The organism is Oryzomicrobium terrae (assembly GCF_008274805.1).
Lineage (GTDB): Bacteria > Pseudomonadota > Gammaproteobacteria > Burkholderiales > Rhodocyclaceae > Oryzomicrobium > Oryzomicrobium terrae.
The window spans coordinates 2,454,226-2,479,963 of sequence record NZ_CP022579.1 but is presented as its reverse complement, the minus strand read 5'-3'; the positions used below and the strand labels follow the sequence as shown (position 1 = coordinate 2,479,963).

The window sequence follows — 25,738 nt, the reverse complement described above, 5'->3', positions numbered from 1 at the left end:
GCGGGCAGCGATGGCGACGGGGGGAATCCCTGACGCTTTTTGCCGCTTTGCCGGCCCGGAAAATCCGGGATTTTTTAGAACCGAGCAAGCGCTTGGTTTGGCGTAAGGTAGCAAGCGGCGACGGGGACGTCAAACGTTGTCGTGCCGCCTCCGCAACGGTCACTCCCACCCAAGTGGGAACACGGCAGGCTTTGCCGGGCGGGGAGAACGGAGGGGGCCAAGGCGGGCCTTCCCACCGTCCTGCCGCAGGGTGCTGGCCCAGGCCGTGACGCTATCGCCAGTTCCAGCCGATCCGGAGTCAGCCGCTCGCCGCGCCCGGCCAACGGTCCGTCGGCAATCGCACGGCTCCGGGGATCAGCGCTTGATGCGCGTGATCTTGGTGCCTTCGATGCTCAGGCTGACCATCAGCCCCTGCTGGTCGAAGATGAAGGCGTAGGCGTCGTCCTTCAGGGTCGAGGTCGACAGGTTCTTGGCGATGCCTTCATTGACCACCACCACCGACGGCCCGACACCGATTTCCCAGCCCTTGGACTTGTCCAGGTATTTGACGGCCTTGTCGTTCATCAGGAAGACGACGTAGCCGTAGGACTCGGCGCCGGCCTGCCAGCCCCAGGAGGCGGATACGGAGTTGTAGTAACCCAGGTGCTTGGCGCCCTGGTTGAGCACCCCCTCGCCGTAGCTGCCGCCGAATACCAGGCCGGCCTTGATGACCTTGGGGAAAACCAGCACTGCCCGGGCCTTCTTGCCCAGGCTCTCGGCCACGGGGTTGGAGCGATAGAGGATCTGCAGCGCTTGGTCCGCCTCCTTGTCCAGGTCTTCGGCGCTGGCCGCGTGGGCGAAGCCGCTGAACATGCCGAGGGAGAGGAACGCCACCAGGGCCAGCGCCAGCTGGTGGAAAGTGCGACGTGCATGGTTCATGGTTGTTTCCTTCATGTCGTTCCGCGACCCGAGTGAAGCGGCGGTGGCGTCACGGCGGCCCCGGCTGGAAGGCCCGGTTTTGCACCTTACCGCCCGGCAGGAACCGTCGTGGCACCGAAACGGATGACCGCACATGCTCTGCCGGCTTCCAGAGGCCGCCATGGCCGTTTCGTTATAGTTCCCGCCCGGCTGGCGCGCCAATCCGGCCGGGGCGATCAGTCCAGGGACTTGCGGAAGCGCAGAACCGCGGCGGCCAGCAGGACGGCGGCGATGGCCGCCAGGGCGAGCATTTGCGGCCACAGGGTTTCCAGCCCGACGCCCTTGAGGAAGGTGGCGCGGATGATCATCAGGTAGTAACGCAGCGGGTCCACGTAGGTCAGCCATTGCAGGACCGGGGGCATGCTGGCGATGGGAAAACTGAACCCGGAAAGGATGAACAGCGGGTTGAGCACGAAGAAGTTGGAGGAAAAGGCCTGCTGCTGGGTGCGGCAGATGGTGGAGATGAGCAGGCCGATGGCCAGGGCGGCGAGCAGGAACAGGCAGGTGCCGAGCAACAGCACCAGGGGGTTGCCGCGGAAGGGCACGCGGAACCAGGCCATGCCCACCCCGGCGACGATGGACACTTCGAGCAGGCCGATGAGGAAGAAGGGCAGGGTCTTGCCGATGATGAATTCCACCGGCCGGATCGGCGTGACCAGGATCTGCTCCAGGGTGCCCACCTCCCGCTCGCGCACGATGGCGAAGGCGGTGAGGTTGACGATGGTGATCAGGGTCAGGGTGCCGATCACCCCGGGGACGAAGAACCAGCGGCTGTTGAGGTTGGGGTTGTACCAGTAGCGCTCGGCCACATCGACGCTGACGATGGGCTTGCCCTGGAGCCGGCCGGTGCGCTCGGCCAGGTTCCGGGCGTAGCCCTGGCCGAAGTCCCCGGCGATCTGCCCCACGTAGCCCAGGGCGATCAGGGCCGAGTTGGAATTGGTGCCGTCCACCAGCACCTGCAACGGCGCCGTCTGGCCCTTGCGCAGCAACTCGGCGAAGCCGGCGGGGATGACGATGCCGACCTGGGCGTCGCTGGCCTCGACCGCGTCGCGCACGTCGGCCACCCGGCGGGCCGGGGCCGCCAGGGCGAAGCGGCTGCTGCGCAGGAAGGCCTCCTCCAGGGCCCTGCTCTCCTGGCTGCGGTCCTGGTCGAGGATGACGGTGGAGACGTTGAACACCTCGAAGGTGGCGGCGTAGCCGAACAGCACCATCTGCACGATGGGCGGGATGAGCAGGCGGAAGCGGGCCGACTTGTCCCGGCGCAGCTGGAGGAATTCCTTGATCAGCAGGTGCAGGATGCGGCCGAGCATGGCGGTGCCTCGTTCCTCAGTCCAGGGTCTTGCGGAAGGCCCGGGCCGCCAGCACCACCACCACGGCGGCGTAGAGGGCGAGGCAGAGAATCGGCACGGCCAGTTCCATCACCCCGGCGCCCTTGAGGAACACGGCCTTGAGAATCTCGACGTAGTAGCGGGCGCTGACCAGAAAGGTGGCGCCCTGGACCGCCGCGGGCATCTGCTCGATGGGGAAGGAAAAGCCCGAGAGCAGGGTGGTGGGCAGCATGGTCGCCAGCAGGGCCACCTGGCTCGCCCCCACCTGGCTGCGGATCGCTACCGACACCAGGTAGCCGATGCACAGCACCACCGTGAGGAACAGGCTGCTGGTGAACAGCAGGGTGACCACCGTGCCGTGGAACGGCACCTCGAACCAGAACACCGCCAGGCCCAGGCAGATGGCGGCGTCCGCCAGTCCCACGGCGAAGTAGGGCAGCAGCTTGCCGATCATCAGCTCCATGGGGTGGACCGGGGTGGACACCAGCAATTCCATGGTGCCCCGCTCCCATTCCCGGGCGATGGTCAGGGAGGTGAGCTGGGTGCCGACGATGGCCATGACCAGGGCGACGATGCCCGGGACGATGAAGTTGCGGCTTTCCAGGGCCTCGTTGAACCATACCCGGGCCTGGACCCCCACCGGGGTCTGGGTCTGCAAGGTGCCGCCGCGGCGCTGCACTGCGTCCAATTGGGCGGTGGCGGAAAAAGCCGCCACCACCGACTTGGCGTAGCCGGCGGCGATGTTGGCGGTGTTGGAGTCGGTGCCGTCGAGCAGGGCCTGGACCGTGGCCTGGCCGCCGTCGTTGAGGCGCTGGGAGAAATCGGCGGGGATCACCAGGGCGATGCCGCAGTCGCCATCGTCCAGGGCCCGGGTCACTTCCCGGTCGCTGCCGGCGGCGTGGCGCAGAGAGAAATAGTTGGAGGCGGCGAAGCGCGCCACCAGGTTGCGCGATTGCTGGCCGTTCTCGTGGTCCAGGACGCACAGGGGAATGTGGCGGATGTCCAGGTTCACCCCGTAGCCGAAGATCACCATCTGCATCAGGGGCACCAGCAGGGCGATCATCAGGCTGCGCGGGTCGCGCACGATCTGTAGGGCTTCCTTGACGGCGATGGCCTGGATGCGGCGCAGCTTCATGGTCGCGCTCCCGCTGCCCCGGCCGCGCCCGCCGGGTCGGCTTTGCCTTCTGCCGCCGCCTTGCCCACCAGGCTGACGAAGCTGTCCTCCATGGTGGGGGCGATGGGCCGGGCCACGGCGCCGGCGATGCCCTGGGCGGCGAGCAGGGCTTCCAGCTCCGGGCCGCGCCGGGCGGCGGCGTCCACCGTGACGTGGAGGCGGCTGCCGAACAGGGCCGCGTCCCGCACCCCGGCGGCGCCCTGGACCAGGGGAAGGGCCCGGCCCACGTCGGCGCAGTCCAGGGCCAGCAGCTCGCCGGACAGGCTGCCGCGCTTGATCTCCAGGGGCGTGCCCAGGGCGATCAGCCGGCCCCGAGCGATCAGGGCGATGCGGTGGCAGTACTCGGCCTCGTCCATGTAGTGGGTGGACACCAGCACCGTCACTCCGTCGCCGCTCAGGGTATGAATCAGCTCCCAGAAGCGCCGCCGGGATTCCGGGTCCACCCCGGAGGTGGGCTCGTCGAGGAACAGCACCGGCGGCCGGTGCAGGATCGCCGCGCCCAGGGCCAGGCGCTGCTTCCAGCCCCCGGCCAGGTTGGCCACCAGGGTGTTCTCCTGGCCCCCTAGGCCGGCCATGGCCACGGCGTAGGCGATGCGCTCAGCCATCTCGGCGCGGGGCACGCTGTAGATGCCGGCGAAGAAGCGCAGGTTCTCCACCACGCTCAGGTCGCCGTAGAGGGAGAACTTCTGCGACATGTAGCCGATGCGGGCGCGCACCGCCTCGGGCTGCCGGGTCACGTCAATGCCCGCCACCCGGGCTTGCCCGGCGCTGGGGTGGAGCAGGCCGCAGAGGATGCGGATGAGGGTGGACTTGCCCGCCCCGTTGGGGCCGAGAAAGCCCATGATCTCGCCCTGCCCGGCGGCGAAGGTGACGCCGTCCAGGGCGGTGAAGGCACCGAAGCGCTTGGTCAGGCCGTCCACGGCAATGGCGGGGCCGGCGGGGGCGGTGGCAAGAACGGCGTCCGGGGTACTCATGCCGGCCCCTCCGCGTCGCCGAGCAGGGCGACGAACAGGTCCTCGATGCTCGGCGCCACTTCGGCGATCTCGCTCACCGGCACCCCGGCGGCGGCCAGGGCGGCGGCGAGTCCGGCGCGTCGGGCGGGGTCGTCCACATGCACGTGCAGGCCGATGCCGATCAGCAGCACGCCGCGCACCCCGGGTTGCCCGGCCAGGGCGTCCCGGGCGCGGCGCGGCTCCGGGCTGACCACTTCGAGCATGGCCCCGGGCATGCGCGCCTTGAGGCCGGCCGGGGTGTCGCAATGGACCATGCGCCCGCCGTGGAGCAGGGCCAGCCGGTCGCAGCGCTCGGCCTCGTCCAGGTAGGCGGTGGAAATGACCAGGGCCACGCCCTCGGCGCGCAGACCGTAGAGAATCTGCCAGAACTCGCGCCGCGACAGGGGATCGACCCCGGTGGTGGGCTCGTCGAGCAGCACCACCTTGGGGGTGTGCACCAGGGCGCAGGTGAGCCCCAGCTTCTGCTTCATGCCGCCCGAGAGCTGGCCCGCCAGGCGTTTGCGGAAGGGCAGCATGTCCGAGGCGGCGAGCATGGCGGCGGCCCGGGTCTCGCGCAGGTTCCGGGGCACGTCGAACAGGTCGGCGTAGAAGCGGATGTTCTCGTCCACCGTCAGGTCCTCGTAGAGGCCGAAACGCTGGGGCATGTAGCTGATGTGGCGCTTGGCCCGCTCCGGGTCGGCCAGCACGTCCACCCCGTCGGCCACGATCCGGCCGCCGTCGGGGCGCATCACCCCGGCCAGCATGCGCATGGTGGTGGTCTTGCCGGCGCCGTCGGGGCCGACCAGGCCGAAGATTTCGCCGGGCTGGACGGCAAAGCTCAGCCGATCCACGGCGACGAGGGCGCCGAAGCGCTTGCTCACTTCCCGGGCTTCGACGATGGGGGCGCCGGTGCTCATCCCGTTTCCTTCGTTGCCGTGGGGCCGGCGCTCAGCGCGGGGCAAGCGCCAGGGCGGCGTCCGCCGGCATGCCTGGCACCAGCTCGTGGCTCGGGTTGTCGATGTCGATCTTGACCCGGTACACCAGGGTCACTCGCTCGGCGTGGGTTTCCACGCTCTTGGGGGTGAACTCGGCCTTGTCGGCGATGAAGGACAGGCGCCCCCGGTAGCGCTTGCCCGGGTAGCTGTCGGCGGTGACCGTCACCTCCTGGCCCAGGCGCGCCTTGCTCAGGTCGGTCTCGTTCAGGTAGGCGCGCAGCCAGACGTGGTCCAGGTCGGCGATGGTGATGACCGGGGTGCCGGGCACCACGATCTCGCCCAGCTCGGCCTGGCGGGTGGTGATCACGCCGTCGAAGGGTGCGGCGAGGGTGGCGTAGCCCCGCACGATGCGGGCCAGCCGGGCGCTTTCCTCGGCGCTGCGGATGCCGGCCTCGGCTACGAGTACGTTGCGTTCCGCCGCGGCGGCCAGGGCCCGGTCCCGGGCCAGCACCGCCTCGGCCTGCTTGTAGGCAGCCTCGGCCTGATCCAGGGCGGCGGCGGACACGAAATCCTTCTGGCGCAGATCCCGGTTGCGCCGCAGGTCGGCCTGGCGCAGGGCCAGTTCCGCCTCGTCGGCGTTCACGGTGCGCAGGGCCGCTTCCCGGTTCTGCAAGGCGGAGTCGTGCTGGCGCTGCTGCACGGCCAGGCCGGCCTCGGCCACCGCCACCTGTTGGGCGTAGTCGCTGTCGTCGGCCCGGGCTACCACGGTGCCCTGCTTGACCCATTGGCCTTCGTTGAAGGGCAGCTCGACGATGCGCGATTGCACCGTCTTGAAGCCGAGCACGCTTTCGTGGGCCTCGATGTTGCCGGACAGCACCAGGGTGCCGGTGCCGTTGCGGCCTTCGAGCCAGTCCAGCAGGGGGCGCCACTGGGTGGCGGCGAGCGCGATCAGGGCGAGAATAGTGCCCAGAATGAGGATTTTTTTCCGTGGTGCGAGCGCCATGGCTAACTCCCTCGGGTGCCGGCCGTGGGGCGGCCGTGAGCGGGAAAACCGGTATTACTCTATTCCATCCGTCTGACGGCGGCTTGAGGCCTTGGTTCGCGCCGCCCCTACTGCTCGATCGGGCGCGGATGGGGGGAATTGAGAGGCGCCGCCATGCCCAGCCGGCCCAGCGCTTCCACCGAGTTCAGGGCGTGGTCCGGCCTCAGGGCGGTCAACGCGGCCAGGTCGCCGTAGCCCCAGCCCACGGCAGCGAAGGCCAGGCCGGCGGATCGGGCCGCCTCCAGGTCGGTGGCCTGGTCGCCCACGTACAGGGCCTGGTGGGGCGCGACCCCGGCCCGGCGTAGCGCCCGCGATAGGCGGCGACGCTTGCCGAGGATCGAGGCGCCGCATTCGTAGTGCTGGAACAGCCCGGCAAGGCCGGGGCCGAGGATGGCGCGCACGTTGTCCTCGGCGTTGGAGGTGACGATGCCCAGCGCCGTGCCGTCCTCGGCCAGTCGCCGGAGGGCGTCCGGAATGCCGGGAAAGAGCGGAATCCGTTCCGGGCTGCGGCGCATCAGGGCGAGGAAGCTGCGGGCGACGAAGGGCAGCTTCCAGCGCGGCATGCCCACCCGGGCCATCATCTGCCGGGCATCCAGGTGGCGCAGGGCCGGCACCTCGGCCGGGTCGATGCGGGCGAAGCGGTGCCGGTCGGCAATCTGGTTGAAGACCGCGACGAAGAAGGGCAGGGAATCGGCCAGGGTGCCGTCGAAGTCGAACAGGACGAGGCGATAGGTCATGACTGTCGGGGGCGTGCCGCTTTTTTCAGCGCGCCGTCATGTGCATGAGGCAAAAGGAAGAATCGGGATTGTCCACAGGCTTGTCCACCAAAACTGGGGACAGCCGCCGGAATCAGCCCTGTCGCGCCAGGTCCAGAGCCGCCGCGATGGCGGCGCGGGCCTGGGGACTGTTGCGCCAGCAGGAGGAGCCAGTGAGGTGGGCGCCCCGGGCCAGGATTTCGTCGGCATCGGCGGTGGACAGGGCGGCCAGGGAGTCGTAGCCCATCTGCTCGAAGCGGGCGACCACGGTGGGGCCAATTCCTTTCAAAGCCAGAAGGGCGGCACGTTCGGCGGCGGGGAAGGGCATGGCGATGGAATCGATTTGAAGGCGAAGCCCGGACCTTAACGAAAAACGCCCCATCCCGGAAATTTTGCCAGGCTGGGGCGTTGGTTCGGGGGGCGGATCAGAACGCCATGCGGTAGCCCAGGGAGGCCCCCCAGGAAGCATCGCCGCCAGAGGTAGCGGCGGTGGCGCTGAGGTTGATGAGGGAGGACTTGCCGATGCGGTGGTCCAGGTCCACCAGCAGGCGGGTCCAGTTTTGTTTCGCTTTTTGCCCGGGCACCGTGAAATTCCACAGTCCGATCACTTCGCTCGACGTGCCGCTCAAGGTTTCGTCGATGCGATGGATGGCTTCGGCGGCGACGCGCAGGTCGGTGCTTGCCGCCAGCGGCGTGTTGGTCGCTAGACCGAGGCGAAGATCCTGGCTGCGCTGGGTGGTGGCGGCGAAGCGGGCCGGGAAGCCGCCGCCCGTTTCGGTGTAGCGGTCCAGCCGGGTATCCATCCAGGTGTAGGCGGCGTAGGGCGAAAAGCGGGTGGTGGCCAGGGCGAAGGCATCCTTCCAGTCGGTACGCAGGCGCAGGGAAGTGGAGGTGGCGTCCGATGTGCCGCGGGAGGTATCGATGGCGGCGCCGTTTTGATAGTTGCGTCGCAGGTTGGCAGCGAAGCGGCCGTAGTAGCCGAGTAGGCTGACCTCGATGCCGCGCCCCAGGTTCGAGGCCACTTCGGCCAACACGTACTGGCCGTTGTAGCGGGCGCCGCCGCCCAGGCTCCAGCCCTGGCGCGCCCAGGCCTGGCCGACGCCGATACCGAGGCGGGTGGCGCCGATGTCCTTGCAGACCCCGGCCTCCGCCAGGTTCATGGAACTGTTGGAAGCGTTGTGGTGGGCGGCATCGGTGGTGGCCCAGGCGCAGGCGCCATTTTGAATGACGGCCAGGCCGGAATCGAGCAGGGAGCGGTGATGGGCGCCGCCGAGCGCCAGGTTGTTGGCGGCGCTAACCGGGTGAGGGGTCTTGCTGGCGGCTTCGCGTAAGGTGGCGTTGTAGGCGTTGAGGTCGGATAGCAGCCCGCTGCCGATGGGGCTGATCCGGGCTAGCCAGGTGAGGGGAGATTCGTCGCTCGCCATACCCGCGCCGGCAATCACCGAGCCGTCCTGGTTGGTGGCCGTGGCGCGTTGCAATTGGGTCCCCGCCGGCACGCTGACACCGGCCCCGGCAAGCCACTGGGCGACCGACTGCATGCTGGTGGCCTGGGTCCAGCGAAAGGCCCTGGAGCCGCTTTCGCCGATGATGACCTTGCCGTCACCGGAGATCGCTGTCGCTTGGCTGGATAAGGCGCCGGGCAGGGTGCCCAAGGGATGGGCGACGTTGTCGGCGGTCGTCCAGTAGGTCGCTTGGGAACTGGCGGTGTCGGGGGCAAGGTTGCCCGCTACGATCGTGCCGTCCCAGGACATGCCGACGACCTTGTTGTCGGTGTAGCCTACCGGGAGGGCCAGCAGCGTGGCGTTGCCGGTAGGGCTCCCATCATCGCGCCAGACGAAGCCCCGCGCAGCGAACGCCGATGCATTGCCGGCGACGACGCGGCCGTTGGTGGAGACGGCAACGGCCTCGCTGACATCCATGCCTGGCAGCAGGGGGGCGACGGCTAGGCTCAGGTCTCGGGGTGGGGCGGAGCCGTCCCAGAGAACGGCACGCGTCAGGCTTCGTGCGTAGTTGGTGCTGCTGCCGGCGGTATAGCGGCCATCGGAAGACAGGCCAAGGGCGCGGCTATTGGGGTCGGTGCCTAGCGGGTCAAGGTCTTGAATGCTGTCGTTGTTCCAGCGCCATGCTCTGGTGACACCATCCACATAGGTTGTCCCGACGACTACCCTGCCGTCGGCGGATACGGCCGCAGCCTCGCTTTCCGTAGGCGGCAAAAGGGTGGGGCTGGTACCAAAATTGCGCCATAGCGTAGCCCTAGGGCTGTCAAACATGTCTGACGACGTGCCAACCAGCACCGATCCATCCCCGGACATTCCTGCTATGGAGGCGCCTGTGTAGTCCGGCGGGGGCGTGATCAGGCTGAAGCCGGCGGCGAAACAAGGTGTTCCGACCCAGGCCAAAAGAATAGCGATCCGAGTGGGGGTGCTCGTGAATCGTTTTTTGCTTTTCCCAAATGGCATAAGCGCCTCTTCTCCTTGCGAGAAAAAAGGGGCGTTTATAACCCTGGGTTTATGTCATTTCAATATGACAAAAGTCTGTAATTACCTTGGTTATATGGCGTTTGGCGGAGGTGACGAAAAAAGGGCATCCCCTGAAAAAATCAGGAAATGCCCATCAGGCGTCGATCTCAACCCGGCGTTGCCGGTTTGGGGTTAGATCACCCGGACCACATCCTCAAACGCCAGGCGCGGGCCGCGGGGGTAGTTGCCGGCGGGGTCGCCGTAGCCGATGTTGATGAGGAAGTTGGCTTTCCACTTGCCGTCGGGGAAGAAGGCGGCGTTGAGCTTGTCGGCGTCGAAGCCGGACATGGCACCACTATCGAGACCCAGGGCGCGGGCGGCCAGGATCAGATAGGCCCCTTGCAGGGTGCTGTTGCGGAAGGCGGTGGCCTGGGCCAGGTCGGCGTTGCCTTCGAACAGGGGCTTGGCGTCGTAGGCGCGGAACTGGGTGGGCAGCTCGTCGAAGAAGCGGGTGTCCCAGGCGACGATCACGGTCAGAGGGGCGGCCTGGGTCTTTTCCTGGTTGCCCGGCGACAGGGTCGGGATCAGCTTGGCCTTGGCTTCGGCCGAGCGCACGAAGACGAAGCGGGCCGGCTGGGTGTTCATGGAGGTGGGGCCCCACTTCAGGTTTTCGTGGAGCTGGCGGATGGTCTCGTCGCTGACCGGGCGATCGGAAAAACGGTTGAAGGTGCGGGCCTCGGTAAACAGCTGGGCCAAAGCGTTGTCGTTGAGCGGGGCGTGGGACATGGTGGGTCCTGTGGGTTGGAAGAGGGGAGAAGCGGGGCGTGGCGCGGGTAGCTGGGGCCGGGCAAGCGCAGCACTAGGGAAGCGGAGGGAAGCCGCCGGCTTCCCAGCGGGCTTGCAGAGCCTTGCCGCTGGCCATCGAATCGGTGATGAAATTCCACCAGATTACCGTTGGCTCGGGCAAGGGGGCGCCGCCCAGCAGCATCAGCCGGGCCGGGGCGTCGCTCGCCAGGGGCAACCGGTAGCCGCCGTCGCTGAGGTGGACCAGGGTACGGGCGGGCACGCTGAACGGTTCGCCCTGGGGGCCGGCCACGGTGATGCATCCTTCGGCCACGTACAGGGCCAACTGGTGTTCGGGTTCCACCGCCAGGGTGGTGCGGCCATCGAGGGCGATATCGGCGTAGGTGAGGGGCGTGTAGGTGTGCACCGGGGCCTCGTGCTCGTCGAGCCGGCCGGCGAGTAGGCGCACCGTGGCACCGTCTTTCTGCCAATGGGGCAGGCGCTCGGCGTCCACGTGCTCGAAGGCTGGGGCGATGCCGCGCTGCTCCGGAGGCAGGGCGACCCAGGCCTGGATACCGTGGCGCGGCCCCAGGGCGGCCACCGGGAATTCGCCGTGCACGATGCCGGCCCCGGCGGTCATCCAGTTGGCGGCGCCCGGGTGAATGCGCTGCACGGTACCGAGGGAATCCCGGTGGTCGATGGCGCCGGAAAACAGGTAGGTGACGGTCTGCAGCCCGGCGTGGGGGTGGGCGCCCACCGTGTCCGCAGGCGGGGTACCGTCGTCGGGTGCTCCGGCGGCATGGCCGAAGGGGCCGAAGTGGTCGAGGAACACGAAAGGCCCCACCCGGCGCAGTTCGCGCCGCGGCAGGGCGCGGTACACGGTGATGCCGGCCAGGGGCGCCTCCTTGGCCGGAAAGTGGGTGGCGACGCGGCGCTCGGCGCTTGTGGGGTGGGTCATGATCCGGCTCCTCGCCCCGTGGGGCATGGCATGGCGGAAGCGGCGGCGCAGCGCGGGAGCGCCGGCCGCCGGGGATGTGGGGTTCAGGCAGCGCTCTGGTAGCCGCCGTCGAACTTGCCGTCCCGATAATCTTGCATGGCCTGGTGCAACTCAGCCTCCTGGTTCATGACAAAGGGGCCGTACTGGGCGATCGGCTCGTTGAGCGGCGCACCGGCCAGCAGCAGCACCCGGGCCGGGCCGCCGGAGGCGGTGAACACCACGCCGTCGGTATCGGGCGAGTTGCCCAACAGGGCCATGCGCTGGGTCGGTACTTCCACCGGGGTGGTGACCTCGCAGCCGATGGTGATGGCGCCCCGGTAGACGTACAGGAAGGCATTGTGACCGGCCGGTACGGCCTGGGCGAAGCTGGCCCCTTCCGGCAGGTGGATGTCCAGGTAGAGGGGCTCGGTCACCGGCCGGGTCACCGCGCCAGCTACGCCGTGGCTGGACCCGGCGATGACGCGTACCGTGGCACCGGCCTCGGTGGTCAGCTCGGGGATCTTCTCGCTGGGGATGTCGCGATAGCCGGGCGTGGTCATCTTGTCCTTGGCGGCCAGGTTGATCCACAGCTGGAAGCCTTCCATCAGGCCGTCCTCCTGCTCGGGCAGCTCGGAGTGGATCAGGCCGCTGCCGGCGGTCATCCACTGCACTCCGCCGTTCTCCAGCAGGCCCTCGTGGCCGGCACTGTCGCGGTGGCGCATGCGCCCGGCGATCATGTAGGTGACGGTCTCGAAGCCCCGGTGGGGGTGGTCGGGAAAGCCCGCCAGGTAGTCGTCCGGGTTGTCGCTCTTGAAGGCGTCGAGCATCAGGAAGGGGTCGAGGCGGCGCTGCAGGGACTGGGTCAGCACCCGGGTCAGGCGCACCCCCGCCCCGTCGGAGGTGGCCATGCCGGCCACCAGGCGTTCGACCGGGCGGGGCTGGCTGACGCTTTCCCGGGCGCCGGTGCGGGTCGCGGTGGAATGATGAGTCATGGCGATCTCCTTTTACGAGGCAGGGGTGGTGCGGCTAAGGGTAGGTTCAGGCCAGGGCGGCGATTTCGTCGCGGGCCTGGGCAAAGGCGCGCTCGGCGGATTCCGGACCCATCGCCAGGCCCTCAGCGTAGACGAACTGGATGTCGGTCAGGCCGAGGAAACCCAGGGCGGTCTTGAGGAAGGGCACCTGGGAATCGGCCGGGGTGTCGCGATAGACGCCGCCGCGGGCCAGGGCCACGTACACCTTCTTGCCCTTGAGCAGGCCTTCCGGACCGTTGGCGGTGTACTGGAAGGTGACCTTGGCGCGGGCGATGGCGTCGATCCAGTTCTTGAGCTGCACCGGCACGCCGAAGTTGTACATCGGCACCCCCAGCACCACCGCGTCGGCGGCCTGGATTTCAGCGATCAGGGCATCGTCCAGGGCGACCCGGGCGGCCTGCTCGGGGGTGCGCTGCTCGGCCGGGGTGAACAGGGCCTGCAGGGCGGCTTCGTCGAGCACCGGATGGGGATTCTTGGCCAGATCGCGCAAGGTCACCGTAGCGGACGGGTTGCGAGCCTTGAGGGCGGCGACGATGTCGTCGGCAACCTTGGTCGAGTTGGCACCGGAGGAGCGGGCGCTGGCGTTGATTTGCAGGATGTTCATGGTGATTCTCCAAAAAGTTGAACCGGCTACGTCGGGTTTCCCGTGGGGTCGGGGTACGGACGGCGGGGGTGGTTTGGTGCGGCATCGCGTTGCATCTCGCTGTTGCCTGCCCGGGCCGTTGAGGTTGCCCGCTGTCGATGGACGTACTGTAGTTGTTCTGAATTCGCAGCAGAAGACCGAAAACCGGATAACATTGTTCCGTTTTTGAAACAATAAGTCCGGCCAAGGCCAGGAGGGGCCCATGAACGTCGATCCCAACGATCTGCTGCTGTTCGCCCGGGTGGCCGAGGCCGGCAGCTTCAGCCGCGCCGCTGAGCGGGCCGGTTTGCCCAAGTCCACCGTATCGCGGCGCATCGCCAGCCTGGAAGCAGAACTGGGCGAGCGCCTGCTGTTGCGCACCACGCGCAAGCTGGTGCTCACCGAGTTCGGCCTGTCCCTGCTCGACCACGCCCGTCAGGTGGCTGCCGAGGTGGAATCGGTCACCTCCCTGGTGCAGCACCGCATGGCCGAGCCGAGCGGCTGCCTGCGCGTCTCCATGCCCAACGACATCGCCAACACCATGCTCGGCACCGTGCTGGCCGAGTTCGTCGCCCGCTACCCGGCGGTGACCCTGGAGGTGGATTTGTCGCCGCGCCGGGTGGACCTGATCGCCGAGAACTTCGACCTGGCCATCCGCATGGGCACCCTGAGCGACGACGCCACCCTGGCGGCGCGGCGGGTCGGCGTGTTCTCCGCCGGCCTGTACGCCGCCCCCGGCTACCTGGCTGCCCGAGGCACTCCGGCAACGCCGGAAGACCTGCTGCAGCACGACGCCCTGTGCTTCTTCGGCCGGGGGGGCGGCGCGGCGGTGTGGCAGCTCAGCCGGGGCAAGGAAGTGTGGGAAAAAGTGCCCAACGCCCGGGTCACCGCCAACTCCCCGGAAACCCTGCTACGCCTGGCCCGGGACGGGCGCGGCATCGTCGCCGTGAGCAGCTACGCGGCAGAACCCTACGTGGATGGGGGCGAACTGGAGCGGGTGCTGCCCGACTGGTACCTGCCCCCCACCACCGCTTGGGCCGTCTTCCCCGGCCGCCGCCTGATGCCCACCCGCACCCGGGTGTTCCTCGACATGCTGGAGGCGGCGATGGTGGGGCGGCGGTAGGGGGGCTACCCTACTGACAGCTGGCCAAGGCTGGGGGAGTCGTGGGCCGATGGGCAGCGCGAAGCGGGGCGGTTCACGCTGATGGGCCATGTCGCACCGGTGTCCGCCCCGTGCGGGTGCGTGTCGCCGACGCTTCGGTGCTGGTAGATGCTAGGGGGCGGTTGCTTGGCCGCTATTCCAATAAAATGGCGTTTGCATTTTCGGGCAGGCCGTCCCCTCAGCCTGATTCGTGCATCACCTTGCTGCGAGAAGGCTGTTCCCAAGATGGATGGCCATATCGGTGCACCGTACGAAACAAAGAGAACGCTCGATGAGTATCCCCGGCCATCCCTTCTTCGGAACACGTTGCACTGTTTTTCGGCGTTTCTTGACTCCCGCCTGCCAGCCCGCTGCCCGTCTGGATCCGGCGGAACCGGGGCGGCGTGGTCTGGGGCGTCGCTACTTCCTGGCCGTTGTGCTGGGCGGCCTCCTGGGGGGACTTGGGGCCAGCGCTGCCGCAGCAACCCCGAACGATTCGGCCCGCTACAGTGAGATTGCGCGCTCGATCAAGGCCAACCGGCATCTGAGCGCCCATATGGTGATGGCCGTCGATGCCCGGACCATCAAGGCCGTCAGGCTGAGCGTTACGGCGCGGGATATTCCGGTCCTGGTTCAGATGCTGGGCGACCCGAACTATGGCGTGGCCTCGGCCGCGGCAGGTCTGCTCGTGACGCTGGGTGAAGACGCCGTTCCGGCGTTGCGTGCTGCCGCTCAGTCCAAGGCGTCTTCCGTGGCGAACCAGGCGCGGGATGCGCTGATGCTCCTGGAACGGTGCCGCAGCAATCCCCAAGGGACCAATCCCGACGTTTGCCCGGAAGTGTCTCCACCCGCCGCGCCCTGACTGCGCGAGGCTTGATCGGGGCGGCTTGGGTTCAAAACGGCGCCTTCGCCTCGAAGTCGAAGTCTTCGTAGGTGATGGGGTGGCGGAAGGCCAGTTCGCGGGCGTGGAGGAGCAGGCGCGGAGCCTGGTCGCGGCGTTCCGGCGGGGCGTAGAGGGTGTCGCCGAGGATGGGGTGGCCCAGGTGCTGGAGGTGTACACGCAGCTGGTGGGTGCGGCCGGTGACCGGCTCCAGCTCGACCCGGGTGGTGTCCTGGGTGGCGTCGTAGCCGAGCACCCGGTAGTGGGTCAGGGAGGGCTTGCCGGTGGCGTGATCGACGATATGCAGCGGGCGGTTGGGCCAATCGAGCACCAGGGGCAGGTCGATCTTGCCCTGCTCGGCGACGATGCGTCCGGCGACCACGGCCTCGTAGCGCTTATGCACCTTGCGCGACTGGAACAGGATGCTCAGCTGGCGTTGCATTTCCGCACCCCGCGCCAGCACCAGCAGGCCCGAGGTGTCCATGTCGAGCCGATGCACGATCAGGGCGTCGGCAAATTCCTTGTGCACCCGGGTGATCAGGCAATCGTGCTTGTCCTCGCCCCGGCCGGGCACCGACAGCAGGCCGGCGGGCTTGTTGACCACGAGCAGCGCCGCATCGGCATAGATCAAGTCGAGGCCGGTGTCGGGGGGCGGCGTGTAGCTGACGGGGGCTGGGGTGGCGTGCATGGGCGGTGGCAAAAAGGGCGAATGGGGGCGGTAACGGCAGGCGTGCTTACTGGTCTTGAGCGGTGCGGGCGTGAATCTAGTGCCGCAGAAAGGGTGATGCCTGGCGGCAGGACCATGGCTCGCCGCCGGATGACCGGGGCCGGGGATACGAACGGGCGAGGTTGTACCACAAAAACGCCGCCCCCTTGGCGCGCCCGCTGAGTGGGACGGCAAGGGGGCGGCATAATTTTTCGGCATCGGCCGGAACGCCACGTCTGGCGCGGTTCTCCAGGTCTATGCCTTGAAACCCCGCGCCAGTTCTTGTTCTCCGCGATGGTGTCGCGAAGATCAAGGACTGGCGCGGGGTTCCGGGGTGCGGCTTACAGCAGGTTCATCTTTTTCGCCGCTTCGCGCAGCTCACCGCGGAAGTTCGGGTGGGCGATGCCGATCAGGGCCTCGGCCCGTTGCTTGGCACTCTTGCCGCGCAGTTGGGCGACGCCGTACTCGGTGACCACGTAGTTGATGTCGTTCTTGCTGGTGGTCAGGTGGGTGCCCGGGGAAAGGGTCGGGACGATGCGCGAAATGGTGTCGTCCTTGGCGGTGGAGGGCACCACGATGAAGGCCTTGCCGTCGCGGGAGCGGTTGGCGGCGCGTACGAAGTCGGCCTGGCCGCCGGTGCCGGAGTAGGGGGCGAAGCCCAGGCTCTCGGAGCCGCATTGGCCGAGCAAATCGACCTGCATGGTGGCGTTGATGGCGATCAGCTTGTCGTTCTTGGCGGCGATGTAGGGGTCGTTGGTGAATTCCACCGGATGCATTTCCAGGGCCGGGTTGCGGTCCATGAACTTGTACAGCTTGGCCGAACCGAGGGCGAAGGTGGCCACCGACTTGCCCGGCATGAAAGTCTTCTTTTTGTTGGTCACGGCCCCGGCTTCAATCAGGGTGAGGATGCCGTCGCCGATCATTTCGGTGTGAATGCCCAGGTCATGCTTGTGCTTGAGCTGCATCACCACCGCATCGGGGATGCCGCCATAGCCGATCTGCAGGGTCGAGCCGTCCTCGATCAGGTCGGCCACATACTTGCCGATGGCCTCCTGCACCGGACCGATGGTGGGCAGGCCCACTTCCAGCACCGGGTCGTTGCTCTCGACCAGACCGGTGACCTGGGAAATATGCACATAACAGTCGCCGTAGGCGAAGGGCACATTGGGGTTAACTTCGAGGACGATGGCCCGGGCCTTCTTCACCGCCGCCATGGTGTAGTCGGCGCCCAGGGACAGGGCGAAGTAGCCGTGCTCGTCCATGGGCGAGGCCATGGAAAACACCACGTCGGCCGGAGTCAGCCCGCGCTCGATCAGCTGGGGCAGTTCGGAGAAGTAGTGGGGAATGAAGTCGATCCAGCCCGCCTGGCCACCGGGACGGGTGGCGCCGCCGAAGAAGTAGGCGCTATGGCGCACGTTGTCCCGGGTTTCCGGGTCCAGGTAGCCGTATTTGCGCAGGGCCAGGATCTGGGAGACGGTTACGTCCCGGTAGTTGCGCCGGGCATCGGACAGGGCGGTGAGCAGCGCCGGCGGCTCACCGACCCCGGTGGGCACGACGATGGTGTCGCCGTTGCGGACGCACTCGATGGCGTCCGAAGGATTCATGCGCTTCTGCTGATACAAGGCCTGCACGTCCATTACTGTCTCCGTTTCGATTTCACTGGGAATTTTCGAGCCGGGCAACATTATACGCTGCCCATACGTGTGCGTATGGAATGGTTGGCATTGTCGCCTTGCAGTGAAAACAGCTTTCAGGCCAGGCGATGGATCATGGCAATGGCAGCGGTAAGCTGCGCTGCTGCAGCCGTTGGGGGCGGATGGCTCCTTCTGCCGAGTGAGGAAACCGTGTGCGGCGCCGTGGGCAGGAAGGAGGCAGGAAGGGGGCTGGACGATGCCCAAGGCTGAAAGCCTTACCGACGCAGGGAAGTCCAGACGAAAAAAAACCCAACCGGGAGCGGTTGGGTTTTTCAAGGTGGTGGAGGCGGGGGGGATCGAACCCCCGTCCGCAAGCCCTCTACAGGCAGTTCTACATACTTAGTCCGGTCTATTGGGTTTTAGCCGTGACGCGCCGGCCGAACAGGCTCGCTTCAGGCGATCCGCTAGGTTTTCGTGGTTGGCCATGCGGCAGAGCCGACCCTTATCTGATGTGAATGACTCTGCTGCCCCTTGCGGGGCCCGGCCCATCAGCGTGCCGGTGCAGAGCTCGCCGGGTTAAGCGGCGAGAGCGAAACGCTCGTCGTTGGCGTTTAGTTGTTTCCAGATGGATTTACGAGGTCACTGGTCCTCGGTATGCCCTGCTCTGCTTTGCAACCCACGTCGAAGCCAGGTCGCCCCCAGAAAACGCTGGCTGCTTACTGCTGCAGCCGTATTGGGTGATTCCCGCAGATGGAAATCAACGCTGATTCTAGCACGTTAGGCCGAAGATAGCGGCAATTTGCAAGGGGTGGGCGACCTGGTGGTCGGCGCCCCAGTCGTCCGGGTTGCCGCCGTCGCCGAGGTAGCCGTAGCACGCGGCAATGGTGCCCATTCCGGCGGCCTTGCCGGCAATGATGTCGCGCAGATCGTCACCCACGTACCAGGCGTCAAGCGGTTGTACGCCGACCTGTTGGCAGGCGAGGAGCAGGGGGTCCGGTGCCGGCTTGGGGCGAGGGGCCGTGTCGCCGGAAATGATGCAGGCGGCCCGCTGCTTCAGTTGGAGCGCTTCCATCAGGGGGAGGGTGAAGCGCTCATGCTTATTGGTGACGACGCCCCAGTGGACGCCTTGTGCTTCGAGCATGTCGAGCAGGGCGGCCATGCCGTCGAAAAGCCGGGTCTTGTGGCAGAGGGCGGCTGCGTAATGACTGAGAAAGCGGGTGCGGTAATGGTCGAAGCGGGAGTCATCGGCCGTCATGCCATAAGCGGCGAAAAGCAGACCGCGTGCGCCTTGGGAGGTATAGGGGCGCAGCACCTCGTCGTCGATTCGCGGCAACCCGTCTTCAACGCGCAGCCGGTTGGCGGCGGCACCCAGGTCTGGCGCAGTGTCCGCCAGGGTGCCGTCGAGATCGAATAGGACGAGGCCGGGACGGCGTTCAGCCATTTTTGCGCGTCCGCATCAGGTAATTGACCGCCGTGTCGGTGCCTAGGCTGTAGCGCTTGGTAAGCGGGTTGTAGCTCATCCCGATCAGTTCGGCGGGCTCCAGATCGCTTTCCCGGGCCCAGCGTGCCAGTTCCGAAGGGCGAATGAACTTGGCGTAGTCATGGGTGCCCTTGGGCAGCATGTTGAGAACGTATTCTGCACCGATGACCGCAAGGAGGTAGCTCTTGGGGTTGCGGTTAAGCGTGGAAAAAAATACCTGGCCACCGGGTTTGACCAGCCGGGCACAGGCTGCGATGGTCTGGGCCGGGTCGGGCACATGCTCCAGCATTTCCAGGCAGGTCACGATGTCGTAGGTCCCCGGGGATTCTTCGGCCAGGGCTTCGGCGGCAATCAGGCGGTAATCCACGTGTTTGCCAGATTCCAGCAAGTGCAGGCGGGCGACCCCGAGGGCTTTTTCGGACAGATCGATACCGGTAACGTCTGCGCCACGGGCCGCCATGCCTTCCGATAGCAAGCCGCCACCACAGCCGACATCGAGAACTTTTTTGCCAGCGAGGCCGGCGTTGCGCTCGATCCAGTCGAGGCGTAGTGGGTTGATGTCGTGGAGGGGCTTGAATTCGCTGTTCGGGTCCCACCAACGGTGGGCGAGGTCGCTGAATTTCTGCAGCTCGGCGGGATCGGCATTCATGGTCAAAAACTCGGTATTTTCAACGGAGAAAACTGGAAGGGGCTTAATGCAAATAAAAAAGCCCTGCTTGCGCAGGGCTTTTTTTGACCGCCAAGCGATTACTTGGTGCCGATCACTTCGATTTCAACGCGGCGATCGGGCTGCAGGCACTCGATGAGAGCCTTGGTCTTGGTGTTGCCCTTGCACTTGTCACCGGTCACGGGCTGCTTCTTGCCCTTGCCTTCGGTGTAAACGCGGTTGGCTTCAACACCCTTGCCGACCAGGTATTCCTTCACGGAAGCAGCGCGCTTCTCGGAAAGCTTCTGGTTGTAGGCGTCCTTGCCGATGCGGTCAGCGTGGCCGACAGCGATGATCACTTCCAGCTTGATCTGCTTGACCTTCTCAGCCAGCTCGTCGAGCTTGGCCTTGCCTTCCGGGCGGAGGGTGGACTTGTTGAAGTCGAACAGCGCGTCAGCGGAGAGGGTGATCTTTTCGCCGGTGGGCTTCACGCCGGTAGCGGCAGCGGGGGCGGCGGCGGTAGTCTTGGGCTCGCAGACTTCCTTGGGCAGGATGTCCTTGTCGCAAGCGCAACCGTTGGGGTCCTGAGCGGCAGCAGCCGGGGACCAGTAGCCAGTGCGCCAGCACTCGCCGAAGTTGTCACGGGCGACAACGTTACGTGCGTCGATAGCATAAACGCTGGTAGCAGCGGGGGCCTGGGCTTGAGCCTGGGCGGCAAAGCCAAAGCCAGCAACCAGAACCGCCACCAAGGAGTGTTTCGCGATTTTCTTCATGATCGATCCTCTTTTTTCGAAAAACCTGCCGGGGAGTCGGTTCGGGCGTCCCGTCCTGTTTGTACACCTGAGCGAGTGCGCACGGACCTAACCTTGAGTTTTATTCTGCCATACTTGCCCGATAACCCGCAACGAATCATCGCTGGCGTTGCTCAAGACCCCGTTTTTTACACAAAGTTCGCCGGCAACCCAGACGTGGCTGACATTTTCCCTGCCCAGAACATGCACAACATGCGATGCGGGATCAAAGCAGGGTAGGTGATCGCTGTTACCGATTTTTATCGCGCAGAGATCGGCTTCTTTACCGGTTTCGATAGAACCGAGTTTGTGCTCCAGTCCTAGTGCCCGAGCGCCTGCCAAAGTGGCGGCGCGCAGCGCATAGTGCACCGGCCAGCTATCAGCCCGGCCGCTGGTGCCCTTGGCCAATAGCGCGGCTAGGCGCATTTCTCCAAACATGTCGAGCCGATTGTTGCTGGCGCTGCCGTCGGTGCCGATGCCGACGTTGATGCCGGCGTCGGCCCAGGCTGTGCTGGCGGGCAGGCCGCTGGCCAACTTGAGGTTGGAGGCCGGGCAGTGGGCGACGGAACTGCCGTTGCGGGCCAGCAGTTCGATTTCGCCGGGGTCCAGGTGTACTGCGTGGACCGCGATCAGATTGGGGCCGAGCAGGCCGAGCCGGTGCAGGCGCTCCAGGGGGCGCAGGCCATATTGGGTGAGACTGGCGCTGATCTCCTGGCGTGTCTCGTGCACATGCATATGGATGGGGAGATTCAGCTGTTCCGCCAAGGTCAGGATACGTTCGAACGTGGTGTCGTTGACCGTGTAGGGGGCATGGGGAGCCAGGGTGAAGGACAGTAGTGCCTCGTCGCGCAGCTCGTCGCGCACCGCCAGTCCTTTGTTGAGATAGTCCTCGGCATCGTGGGCATAGGCATTGGGGAATTCGATCACCGTGATACCGATGGCCGCCCGCATGCCCAGCTTGAGCGCCGCCTGGGCGGTTTCCCGGGGAAAGAAATACATGTCGTTGAAGCAGGTGATGCCCCCTCTGAGCATTTCGGCGCAGGCCAACAGGGTGCCGTCATGAACAAATTCGGGGGAAACCAGGCGTGCTTCGGCGGGCCAGATATATTTTTCCAGCCATGTTTGCAGGGGCTGGTCGTCGGCATAGCCCTTGAGCAGGGACATGGCGGCATGGGTGTGCAGGTTGATCAGCCCGGGCATCAGGATGTGCTCAGGCAGCTCTTCGCTGTGTTGCGCTGAAAAACGTTGCAGCGCTTCTTCGCGGGGCAGTACGGCCAGGATTTTTCCGTTCTTGATCGCGACGGCATGGTCTTCGAGCACGACCCCCGCTGGCTCGATGGGGATGAGCCAGCGCGGCAGTAGGAGTGTGTCGATCGAGGTGTAATCCGGCGGGGAAGAGGCGGCCATGGGCGCAATCTCGCTGAGGGTGAGGGGGCCGGCGTGCCGGCTTTGGGGGGCGGCAGGTGATGGCCGCCGTGGCTCGGAAGTGCCGTGTATTTATCATATTCATCCGAGGGTATCCAATCGCCTCGCAGATCCACCGGGACGGGGGCTTGGGCTGGGCGGGGCTAAGGGCCGCGGCGTGGTCGGCATGCTAGAATCCAAAGTTTATTTGCTCAGGATGCCCTCATTGCAGGGCGGGAACCGAACGCATGGAACAATTCGCCAAGGAAACCCTACCGGTCAGTCTCGAAGACGAGATGCGGCGCTCCTACCTCGATTACGCCATGAGCGTGATCGTGGGACGCGCCCTGCCGGATGTGCGTGATGGCCTCAAGCCCGTGCATCGCCGTGTGCTGTTCGCCATGCACGAGCTGGGCAACGACTGGAACAAGGCTTACAAGAAGTCTGCCCGCGTGGTTGGCGACGTGATCGGTAAGTACCACCCTCACGGCGACACGGCGGTGTACGACACCATCGTGCGCATGGCCCAGGACTTTTCCCTGCGCTACATGCTCGTCGATGGCCAGGGCAACTTCGGCTCGGTAGACGGCGACAACGCCGCCGCCATGCGTTACACCGAAGTGCGCATGGCCCGTATCGGCCACGAACTACTCGCCGACATCGACAAGGAAACCGTCGACTTCGGCCCCAACTACGACGGTTCCGAGCAGGAACCCCTGATCCTGCCGGCCAAGATTCCCAACCTGCTGATCAACGGCTCGTCCGGCATTGCGGTGGGCATGGCCACCAACATCCCGCCCCACAACCTGTCCGAGGTGGTGGCCGGCTGCCTGGCGCTGCTGGAAAACCCCGCGCTGACGGTCGATGACCTGATCGAGTACATTCCGGCCCCCGATTTCCCCACCGCCGGCATCATCTACGGCATCAACGGGGTGCGCGAGGGTTACCACACCGGCCGTGGCCGGGTGGTGATGCGCGCCAAGACCCACGTTGAGGATCTGGAAAAGGGCGGCAAGCAGGCGATCATCGTCGACGAGCTGCCCTATCAGGTGAACAAGAAGACCCTGCTCGAAAAAATTGCCGAGCTGGTCAACGACAAGAAGATCGAAGGTATCTCCCATATTCAGGACGAGTCCGACAAGTCCGGCATGCGGGTGGTGATCGAGCTCAAGCGTGGCGAAATGCCCGAGGTGGTGCTCAACAACCTGTACAAGCAGACTCAGTTGCAGGACACCTTCGGCATGAACATGGTCGCCCTGGTGGACGGCCAGCCGCGCCTGCTCAACCTGAAGCAAATGCTGGAGTGCTTCCTCGCCCACCGGCGCGAGGTGGTGACCCGCCGCACCGTATTCGAACTGCGCAAGGCCCGGGAACGGGGTCACGTGCTCGAAGGCTTGGCGGTGGCCCTGTCCAACGTGGACGAGATCATCGCCCTGATCAAGGCGGCGCCGACACCGGCGGATGCCCGTCGCGCCCTGCTGGAGCGCACCTGGCGCAGCCCGGTGGTGGAAGAGATGCTGGCCCGCTCGGTGGCCGATGCCTCCCGGCCTGAAGGACTGGCGCCCGAATTCGGTCTGTCCGGTCAGGGCTACCGGCTGTCCGAAGCCCAGGCCCAGGCCATCCTGGAACTGCGCCTGCAACGCCTGACCGGCCTGGAGCAGGACAAGATCGTTGGCGAGTACCGGGAGGTGATGGCGACCATCGCCGACCTGCTCGACATCCTGGCCAAGCCGGCGCGCATCACCGCCATCATCGTCGAGGAACTGACCGCCATCCGCGCCCAGTTCGGCGACGGGGCCAAGGACAAGCGCCGCTCCGAGATCGTCACCTACGCCCAGGACCTGGGTATCGAGGATCTGATTACGCCCCAGGACATGGTCGTGACCCTGTCCCATACCGGCTACATCAAGTCCCAGCCGCTCACTGACTACCGTGCCCAGCGCCGCGGCGGTCGAGGCAAGCAGGCGGCCTCGATCAAGGACGACGATTTCGTCGATCACCTGTTCGTCGCCAACACCCACGACTACATCCTGTGCTTCTCCAACCGGGGCCGGGTGTACTGGCTCAAGGTCTATGAAGTGCCCCAGGGCAGCCGCACCAGCCGTGGCAAGCCGATCGTGAACATGTTCCCGATGGAAGAGGGCGAGAAGATCAACGCCATCCTGCCGGTGAAGGAGTTCGCCGAGGATCGCTACATCTTCATGTGCACCGTCCAGGGCACCGTCAAGAAGACCCCCTTGTCCGACTTCTCCAACCCGCGCAAGGCCGGCATCATCGCCGTGGCCCTGGATGAAGGCGACTACCTGATCGGTGCCGAACTGACCAACGGCCAGAACGACATCATGCTGGTGTCCGATGGCGGCAAGGCGGTGTGGTTCGACGAGGAGGATGTCCGTCCCATGGGCCGCAACGCCCGCGGCGTGCGCGGCATGAAACTCCAGGAAGGCCAGCGGGTCATCTCCTTGCTGGTGGCCGAGAACGAAACCCAGACCGTACTGATCGCCACCGAAAACGGCTATGGCAAGCGTACCGCCCTGTCCGAGTTCCGCCACTCCGGTCGCGGCACCCAGGGCGTGATTGCCATCCAGCAGTCCGAGCGCAACGGCATCGTGGTCGGTGCCAAGCTGGTGGTGGAGTCTGACGAGGTGATGCTGATCACCACCGGTGGTGTGCTGATTCGCACCCGGGTGGCCGAAATCCGTGAATTGGGCCGCGCCACTCAAGGCGTAACCCTGATTTCCCTGGATCAGGGCGAAAAACTGGCCGGCCTGGAAAAGGTTGTGGAAACCGAAGGTTTGAACACGGGCGAAGGCGACGACCTGGAGGGTGAGGTCGACACTGACGCTGATGGCGAGGTGAGCGAAGAATGACCGTCGAGCAACAGTCCTACGACCGCGTCTGGAACTTCAGCGCAGGTCCCGGCGCCCTGCCTCAGCCGGTGCTGGAGCAGGTGCGTGACGAACTGCTCAACTGGCACGGCGCCGGCATGGGCATCATGGAAATGAGCCACCGCGGCAAGGAGTTCATGTCGGTGCTCGAACAGACCGAGGCTGACCTGCGCGCGTTGATGGGTATTCCCGCCAACTACAAGGTGCTCTTCCTGCAGGGCGGCGCTACCCAGCAGTTCGCCGAGATTCCCCTCAACCTGCTCGCTGGCCGTTCCGCCGATCACTTGGTTACCGGCTCCTGGTCGAAGAAAGCCTATAAAGAAGCTCAGCGAGTCGCCTCCCAGGCTGGCGGCAGTGCACGCCTAGCGGGCAGCAGCGAAGCCGGCGGCTTCGTTGGTCTGCCGGCAGCGGGAACACTCGATTTCGACCCGAAGGCCGCCTACTTCCACCTGTGCACCAACGAGACCATCCATGGTGTCGAAGTGTTTGATGATGCCTTGATCGATGCAGTGCCGGCCGGAGTGCCGGTCGTGGCCGACATGTCGTCCCACATTCTGTCGCGGCCCATGGACGTGAGCCGTTATGGCCTGATCTACGCCGGTGCACAAAAGAACATCGGCCCATCCGGCATCACCCTGGTGATCGTCCGCGATGACTTGCTTGGCCACGCGCCGGCGACCCTGCCGACGGTGATGGATTACAAGGTGATGGCCGACAACGACTCCATGCTCAATACGCCGCCCACCTTCGCCATCTACATTGCCGGCCTGGTCTTCCAGTGGCTCAAGGGCCTGGGCGGTCTGGCCGCTATGGAGGCCCGCAATGCCGAGAAGGCAGGATTGCTCTACGACTTCATCGACGCCAGCGGCGGCTTCTACCGCAACCCGGTGGAAAAATCGGCGCGCTCGCGCATGAATGTGCCCTTCGTGCTCACCGACGCTGCCCTCGACGCCGACTTCCTGGCCGGTGCCAAGGCGGCCGGCCTTTCCGGCCTGAAGGGCCATAAGTCGGTGGGTGGCATGCGCGCCTCCCTGTACAACGCCACTCCGGTGGAAGGGGTGAAGGCGCTCATCGACTACATGCGCGACTTCCAGGCGCGCCGCGGTTGAGGCTC

24 protein-coding genes, 1 other RNA gene and 1 pseudogene are annotated in these 25,738 nt (G+C 66.1%); 5 read left to right on the top strand and 21 right to left on the bottom strand.

Annotated elements, in window-relative coordinates; genetic code table 11:
• Positions 1-354: 354 nt before the first annotated feature.
• From OTERR_RS11300 to OTERR_RS16740, 10 genes and pseudogenes are all read right to left on the bottom strand, one after another.
• Positions 355-918 (bottom strand): lipid-binding SYLF domain-containing protein, encoded by a 564-nt coding sequence (locus OTERR_RS11300; RefSeq protein WP_149425806.1) that lies wholly within the window; start codon positions 916-918, stop codon positions 355-357.
• A 215-nt stretch (positions 919-1,133) separates the two neighbouring features.
• A complete protein-coding gene (locus tag OTERR_RS11295; protein ID WP_149425805.1) occupies positions 1,134-2,267 on the bottom strand; it encodes an ABC transporter permease in 1,134 nt (377 codons plus the stop codon).
• A 16-nt stretch (positions 2,268-2,283) separates the two neighbouring features.
• Positions 2,284-3,420 (bottom strand): ABC transporter permease, encoded by a 1,137-nt coding sequence (locus tag OTERR_RS11290; RefSeq protein ID WP_149425804.1) that lies wholly within the window; start codon positions 3,418-3,420, stop codon positions 2,284-2,286.
• Complete coding sequence (locus OTERR_RS11285) at positions 3,417-4,433, bottom strand: ABC transporter ATP-binding protein (protein ID WP_149425803.1); 1,017 nt, start codon at positions 4,431-4,433, stop codon at positions 3,417-3,419. The genes OTERR_RS11290 and OTERR_RS11285 overlap by 4 nt, the downstream gene beginning before the upstream one ends.
• A complete protein-coding gene (locus OTERR_RS11280; protein WP_149425802.1) occupies positions 4,430-5,368 on the bottom strand; it encodes an ABC transporter ATP-binding protein in 939 nt (312 codons plus the stop codon). The genes OTERR_RS11285 and OTERR_RS11280 overlap by 4 nt, the downstream gene beginning before the upstream one ends.
• A gap of 31 nt (positions 5,369-5,399) precedes the next feature.
• Complete coding sequence (locus OTERR_RS11275; protein WP_149425801.1) at positions 5,400-6,389, bottom strand: HlyD family secretion protein; 990 nt, start codon at positions 6,387-6,389, stop codon at positions 5,400-5,402.
• A gap of 107 nt (positions 6,390-6,496) precedes the next feature.
• Positions 6,497-7,165, bottom strand: coding sequence for an HAD hydrolase-like protein (locus OTERR_RS11270; protein WP_149425800.1), 669 nt, complete (start codon positions 7,163-7,165; stop codon positions 6,497-6,499).
• A 112-nt stretch (positions 7,166-7,277) separates the two neighbouring features.
• Complete coding sequence (locus OTERR_RS11265; protein ID WP_149425799.1) at positions 7,278-7,511, bottom strand: helix-hairpin-helix domain-containing protein; 234 nt, start codon at positions 7,509-7,511, stop codon at positions 7,278-7,280.
• A gap of 97 nt (positions 7,512-7,608) precedes the next feature.
• Entirely contained in the window at positions 7,609-9,102 is a 1,494-nt protein-coding gene (locus tag OTERR_RS11260) for an autotransporter domain-containing protein (protein WP_246154142.1), read from the bottom strand.
• 213 nt (positions 9,103-9,315) lie between these two features.
• Positions 9,316-9,453 (bottom strand): annotated as a pseudogene (locus OTERR_RS16740) (hypothetical protein); the annotation flags it as partial.
• Between the two features lie 79 nt (positions 9,454-9,532).
• Here OTERR_RS16740 and OTERR_RS16050 point away from each other — a divergent pair.
• Entirely contained in the window at positions 9,533-9,838 is a 306-nt protein-coding gene (locus tag OTERR_RS16050) for a hypothetical protein (protein ID WP_187775227.1), read from the top strand.
• Here the strand turns inward: OTERR_RS16050 and OTERR_RS11255 are convergent.
• The 4 genes from OTERR_RS11255 to OTERR_RS11240 form a co-directional block, all read right to left on the bottom strand.
• The gene (locus OTERR_RS11255) at positions 9,835-10,428 is read right to left on the bottom strand and encodes a malonic semialdehyde reductase (RefSeq protein WP_149425797.1); all 594 of its coding nucleotides are present in this window, start codon (positions 10,426-10,428) and stop codon (positions 9,835-9,837) included. The two genes, OTERR_RS16050 and OTERR_RS11255, sit on opposite strands and share 4 nt — an antisense overlap.
• A gap of 73 nt (positions 10,429-10,501) precedes the next feature.
• The gene (locus OTERR_RS11250; protein ID WP_187775226.1) at positions 10,502-11,383 is read right to left on the bottom strand and encodes a pirin family protein; all 882 of its coding nucleotides are present in this window, start codon (positions 11,381-11,383) and stop codon (positions 10,502-10,504) included.
• Between the two features lie 83 nt (positions 11,384-11,466).
• Positions 11,467-12,393, bottom strand: coding sequence for a pirin family protein (locus OTERR_RS11245; protein WP_149425795.1), 927 nt, complete (start codon positions 12,391-12,393; stop codon positions 11,467-11,469).
• 46 nt (positions 12,394-12,439) lie between these two features.
• The gene (locus OTERR_RS11240; RefSeq protein WP_054622045.1) at positions 12,440-13,036 is read right to left on the bottom strand and encodes an FMN-dependent NADH-azoreductase; all 597 of its coding nucleotides are present in this window, start codon (positions 13,034-13,036) and stop codon (positions 12,440-12,442) included.
• A 241-nt stretch (positions 13,037-13,277) separates the two neighbouring features.
• On the opposite strand from OTERR_RS11240, the gene OTERR_RS11235 reads away from it, so the two are divergent.
• Positions 13,278-14,177, top strand: a complete 900-nt coding sequence (locus tag OTERR_RS11235; protein WP_149425794.1) for a LysR family transcriptional regulator — start codon at positions 13,278-13,280, stop codon at positions 14,175-14,177.
• A 310-nt stretch (positions 14,178-14,487) separates the two neighbouring features.
• Complete coding sequence (locus OTERR_RS11230) at positions 14,488-15,057, top strand: HEAT repeat domain-containing protein (protein ID WP_149425793.1); 570 nt, start codon at positions 14,488-14,490, stop codon at positions 15,055-15,057.
• 31 nt (positions 15,058-15,088) lie between these two features.
• Here the strand turns inward: OTERR_RS11230 and OTERR_RS11225 are convergent, their stop codons facing one another.
• From OTERR_RS11225 to OTERR_RS11195, 7 genes are all read right to left on the bottom strand, one after another.
• Complete coding sequence (locus OTERR_RS11225; RefSeq protein WP_054622048.1) at positions 15,089-15,763, bottom strand: RluA family pseudouridine synthase; 675 nt, start codon at positions 15,761-15,763, stop codon at positions 15,089-15,091.
• Positions 15,764-16,122: 359 nt separating this feature from the next.
• Positions 16,123-17,418, bottom strand: coding sequence for an acetyl-CoA hydrolase/transferase family protein (locus OTERR_RS11220; protein WP_149425792.1), 1,296 nt, complete (start codon positions 17,416-17,418; stop codon positions 16,123-16,125).
• 335 nt (positions 17,419-17,753) lie between these two features.
• Positions 17,754-18,115, bottom strand: a transfer-messenger RNA (tmRNA) gene (gene ssrA / locus OTERR_RS11215).
• A gap of 69 nt (positions 18,116-18,184) precedes the next feature.
• Entirely contained in the window at positions 18,185-18,856 is a 672-nt protein-coding gene (locus OTERR_RS11210; protein ID WP_054622050.1) for an HAD family hydrolase, read from the bottom strand.
• Complete coding sequence (gene ubiG, locus OTERR_RS11205; protein WP_054622051.1) at positions 18,849-19,544, bottom strand: bifunctional 2-polyprenyl-6-hydroxyphenol methylase/3-demethylubiquinol 3-O-methyltransferase UbiG; 696 nt, start codon at positions 19,542-19,544, stop codon at positions 18,849-18,851. Before ubiG ends, OTERR_RS11210 begins: the two co-directional genes overlap by 8 nt.
• Before the next feature lie 98 nt (positions 19,545-19,642).
• A complete protein-coding gene (locus OTERR_RS11200) occupies positions 19,643-20,317 on the bottom strand; it encodes an OmpA family protein (protein ID WP_054622052.1) in 675 nt (224 codons plus the stop codon).
• Positions 20,318-20,401: 84 nt separating this feature from the next.
• Positions 20,402-21,739, bottom strand: coding sequence for a TRZ/ATZ family hydrolase (locus OTERR_RS11195; RefSeq protein ID WP_149425791.1), 1,338 nt, complete (start codon positions 21,737-21,739; stop codon positions 20,402-20,404).
• A 245-nt stretch (positions 21,740-21,984) separates the two neighbouring features.
• On the opposite strand from OTERR_RS11195, the gene gyrA reads away from it, so the two are divergent.
• Together gyrA and serC are read left to right on the top strand one after the other, a co-directional pair.
• Entirely contained in the window at positions 21,985-24,606 is a 2,622-nt protein-coding gene (gyrA, locus tag OTERR_RS11190) for a DNA gyrase subunit A (RefSeq protein ID WP_054622054.1), read from the top strand.
• Entirely contained in the window at positions 24,603-25,733 is a 1,131-nt protein-coding gene (gene serC / locus OTERR_RS11185; RefSeq protein ID WP_149425790.1) for a 3-phosphoserine/phosphohydroxythreonine transaminase, read from the top strand. The genes gyrA and serC overlap by 4 nt, the downstream gene beginning before the upstream one ends.
• Positions 25,734-25,738: the final 5 nt, after the last annotated feature.

What these genes read in the sequence shown, in the direction of transcription:
- OTERR_RS11300 (WP_149425806.1), bottom strand. Translation starts at nt 918, where the DNA reads ATGAACCATGCACGTCGCACTTTCCACCAGCTGGCGCTGGCCCTGGTG.
- OTERR_RS11295 (WP_149425805.1), bottom strand. Translation starts at nt 2,267, where the DNA reads ATGCTCGGCCGCATCCTGCACCTGCTGATCAAGGAATTCCTCCAGCTG.
- OTERR_RS11290 (WP_149425804.1), bottom strand. Translation starts at nt 3,420, where the DNA reads ATGAAGCTGCGCCGCATCCAGGCCATCGCCGTCAAGGAAGCCCTACAG.
- OTERR_RS11285 (WP_149425803.1), bottom strand. Translation starts at nt 4,433, where the DNA reads ATGAGTACCCCGGACGCCGTTCTTGCCACCGCCCCCGCCGGCCCCGCC.
- OTERR_RS11280 (WP_149425802.1), bottom strand. Translation starts at nt 5,368, where the DNA reads ATGAGCACCGGCGCCCCCATCGTCGAAGCCCGGGAAGTGAGCAAGCGC.
- OTERR_RS11275 (WP_149425801.1), bottom strand. Translation starts at nt 6,389, where the DNA reads ATGGCGCTCGCACCACGGAAAAAAATCCTCATTCTGGGCACTATTCTC.
- OTERR_RS11270 (WP_149425800.1), bottom strand. Translation starts at nt 7,165, where the DNA reads ATGACCTATCGCCTCGTCCTGTTCGACTTCGACGGCACCCTGGCCGAT.
- OTERR_RS11265 (WP_149425799.1), bottom strand. Translation starts at nt 7,511, where the DNA reads ATGCCCTTCCCCGCCGCCGAACGTGCCGCCCTTCTGGCTTTGAAAGGA.
- OTERR_RS11260 (WP_246154142.1), bottom strand. Translation starts at nt 9,102, where the DNA reads ATGGATGTCAGCGAGGCCGTTGCCGTCTCCACCAACGGCCGCGTCGTC.
- OTERR_RS11255 (WP_149425797.1), bottom strand. Translation starts at nt 10,428, where the DNA reads ATGTCCCACGCCCCGCTCAACGACAACGCTTTGGCCCAGCTGTTTACC.
- OTERR_RS11250 (WP_187775226.1), bottom strand. Translation starts at nt 11,383, where the DNA reads ATGACCCACCCCACAAGCGCCGAGCGCCGCGTCGCCACCCACTTTCCG.
- OTERR_RS11245 (WP_149425795.1), bottom strand. Translation starts at nt 12,393, where the DNA reads ATGACTCATCATTCCACCGCGACCCGCACCGGCGCCCGGGAAAGCGTC.
- OTERR_RS11240 (WP_054622045.1), bottom strand. Translation starts at nt 13,036, where the DNA reads ATGAACATCCTGCAAATCAACGCCAGCGCCCGCTCCTCCGGTGCCAAC.
- OTERR_RS11235 (WP_149425794.1), top strand. Translation starts at nt 13,278, where the DNA reads ATGAACGTCGATCCCAACGATCTGCTGCTGTTCGCCCGGGTGGCCGAG.
- OTERR_RS11230 (WP_149425793.1), top strand. Translation starts at nt 14,488, where the DNA reads ATGAGTATCCCCGGCCATCCCTTCTTCGGAACACGTTGCACTGTTTTT.
- OTERR_RS11225 (WP_054622048.1), bottom strand. Translation starts at nt 15,763, where the DNA reads ATGCACGCCACCCCAGCCCCCGTCAGCTACACGCCGCCCCCCGACACC.
- OTERR_RS11220 (WP_149425792.1), bottom strand. Translation starts at nt 17,418, where the DNA reads ATGGACGTGCAGGCCTTGTATCAGCAGAAGCGCATGAATCCTTCGGAC.
- OTERR_RS11210 (WP_054622050.1), bottom strand. Translation starts at nt 18,856, where the DNA reads ATGGCTGAACGCCGTCCCGGCCTCGTCCTATTCGATCTCGACGGCACC.
- ubiG (WP_054622051.1), bottom strand. Translation starts at nt 19,544, where the DNA reads ATGAATGCCGATCCCGCCGAGCTGCAGAAATTCAGCGACCTCGCCCAC.
- OTERR_RS11195 (WP_149425791.1), bottom strand. Translation starts at nt 21,739, where the DNA reads ATGGCCGCCTCTTCCCCGCCGGATTACACCTCGATCGACACACTCCTA.
- gyrA (WP_054622054.1), top strand. Translation starts at nt 21,985, where the DNA reads ATGGAACAATTCGCCAAGGAAACCCTACCGGTCAGTCTCGAAGACGAG.
- serC (WP_149425790.1), top strand. Translation starts at nt 24,603, where the DNA reads ATGACCGTCGAGCAACAGTCCTACGACCGCGTCTGGAACTTCAGCGCA.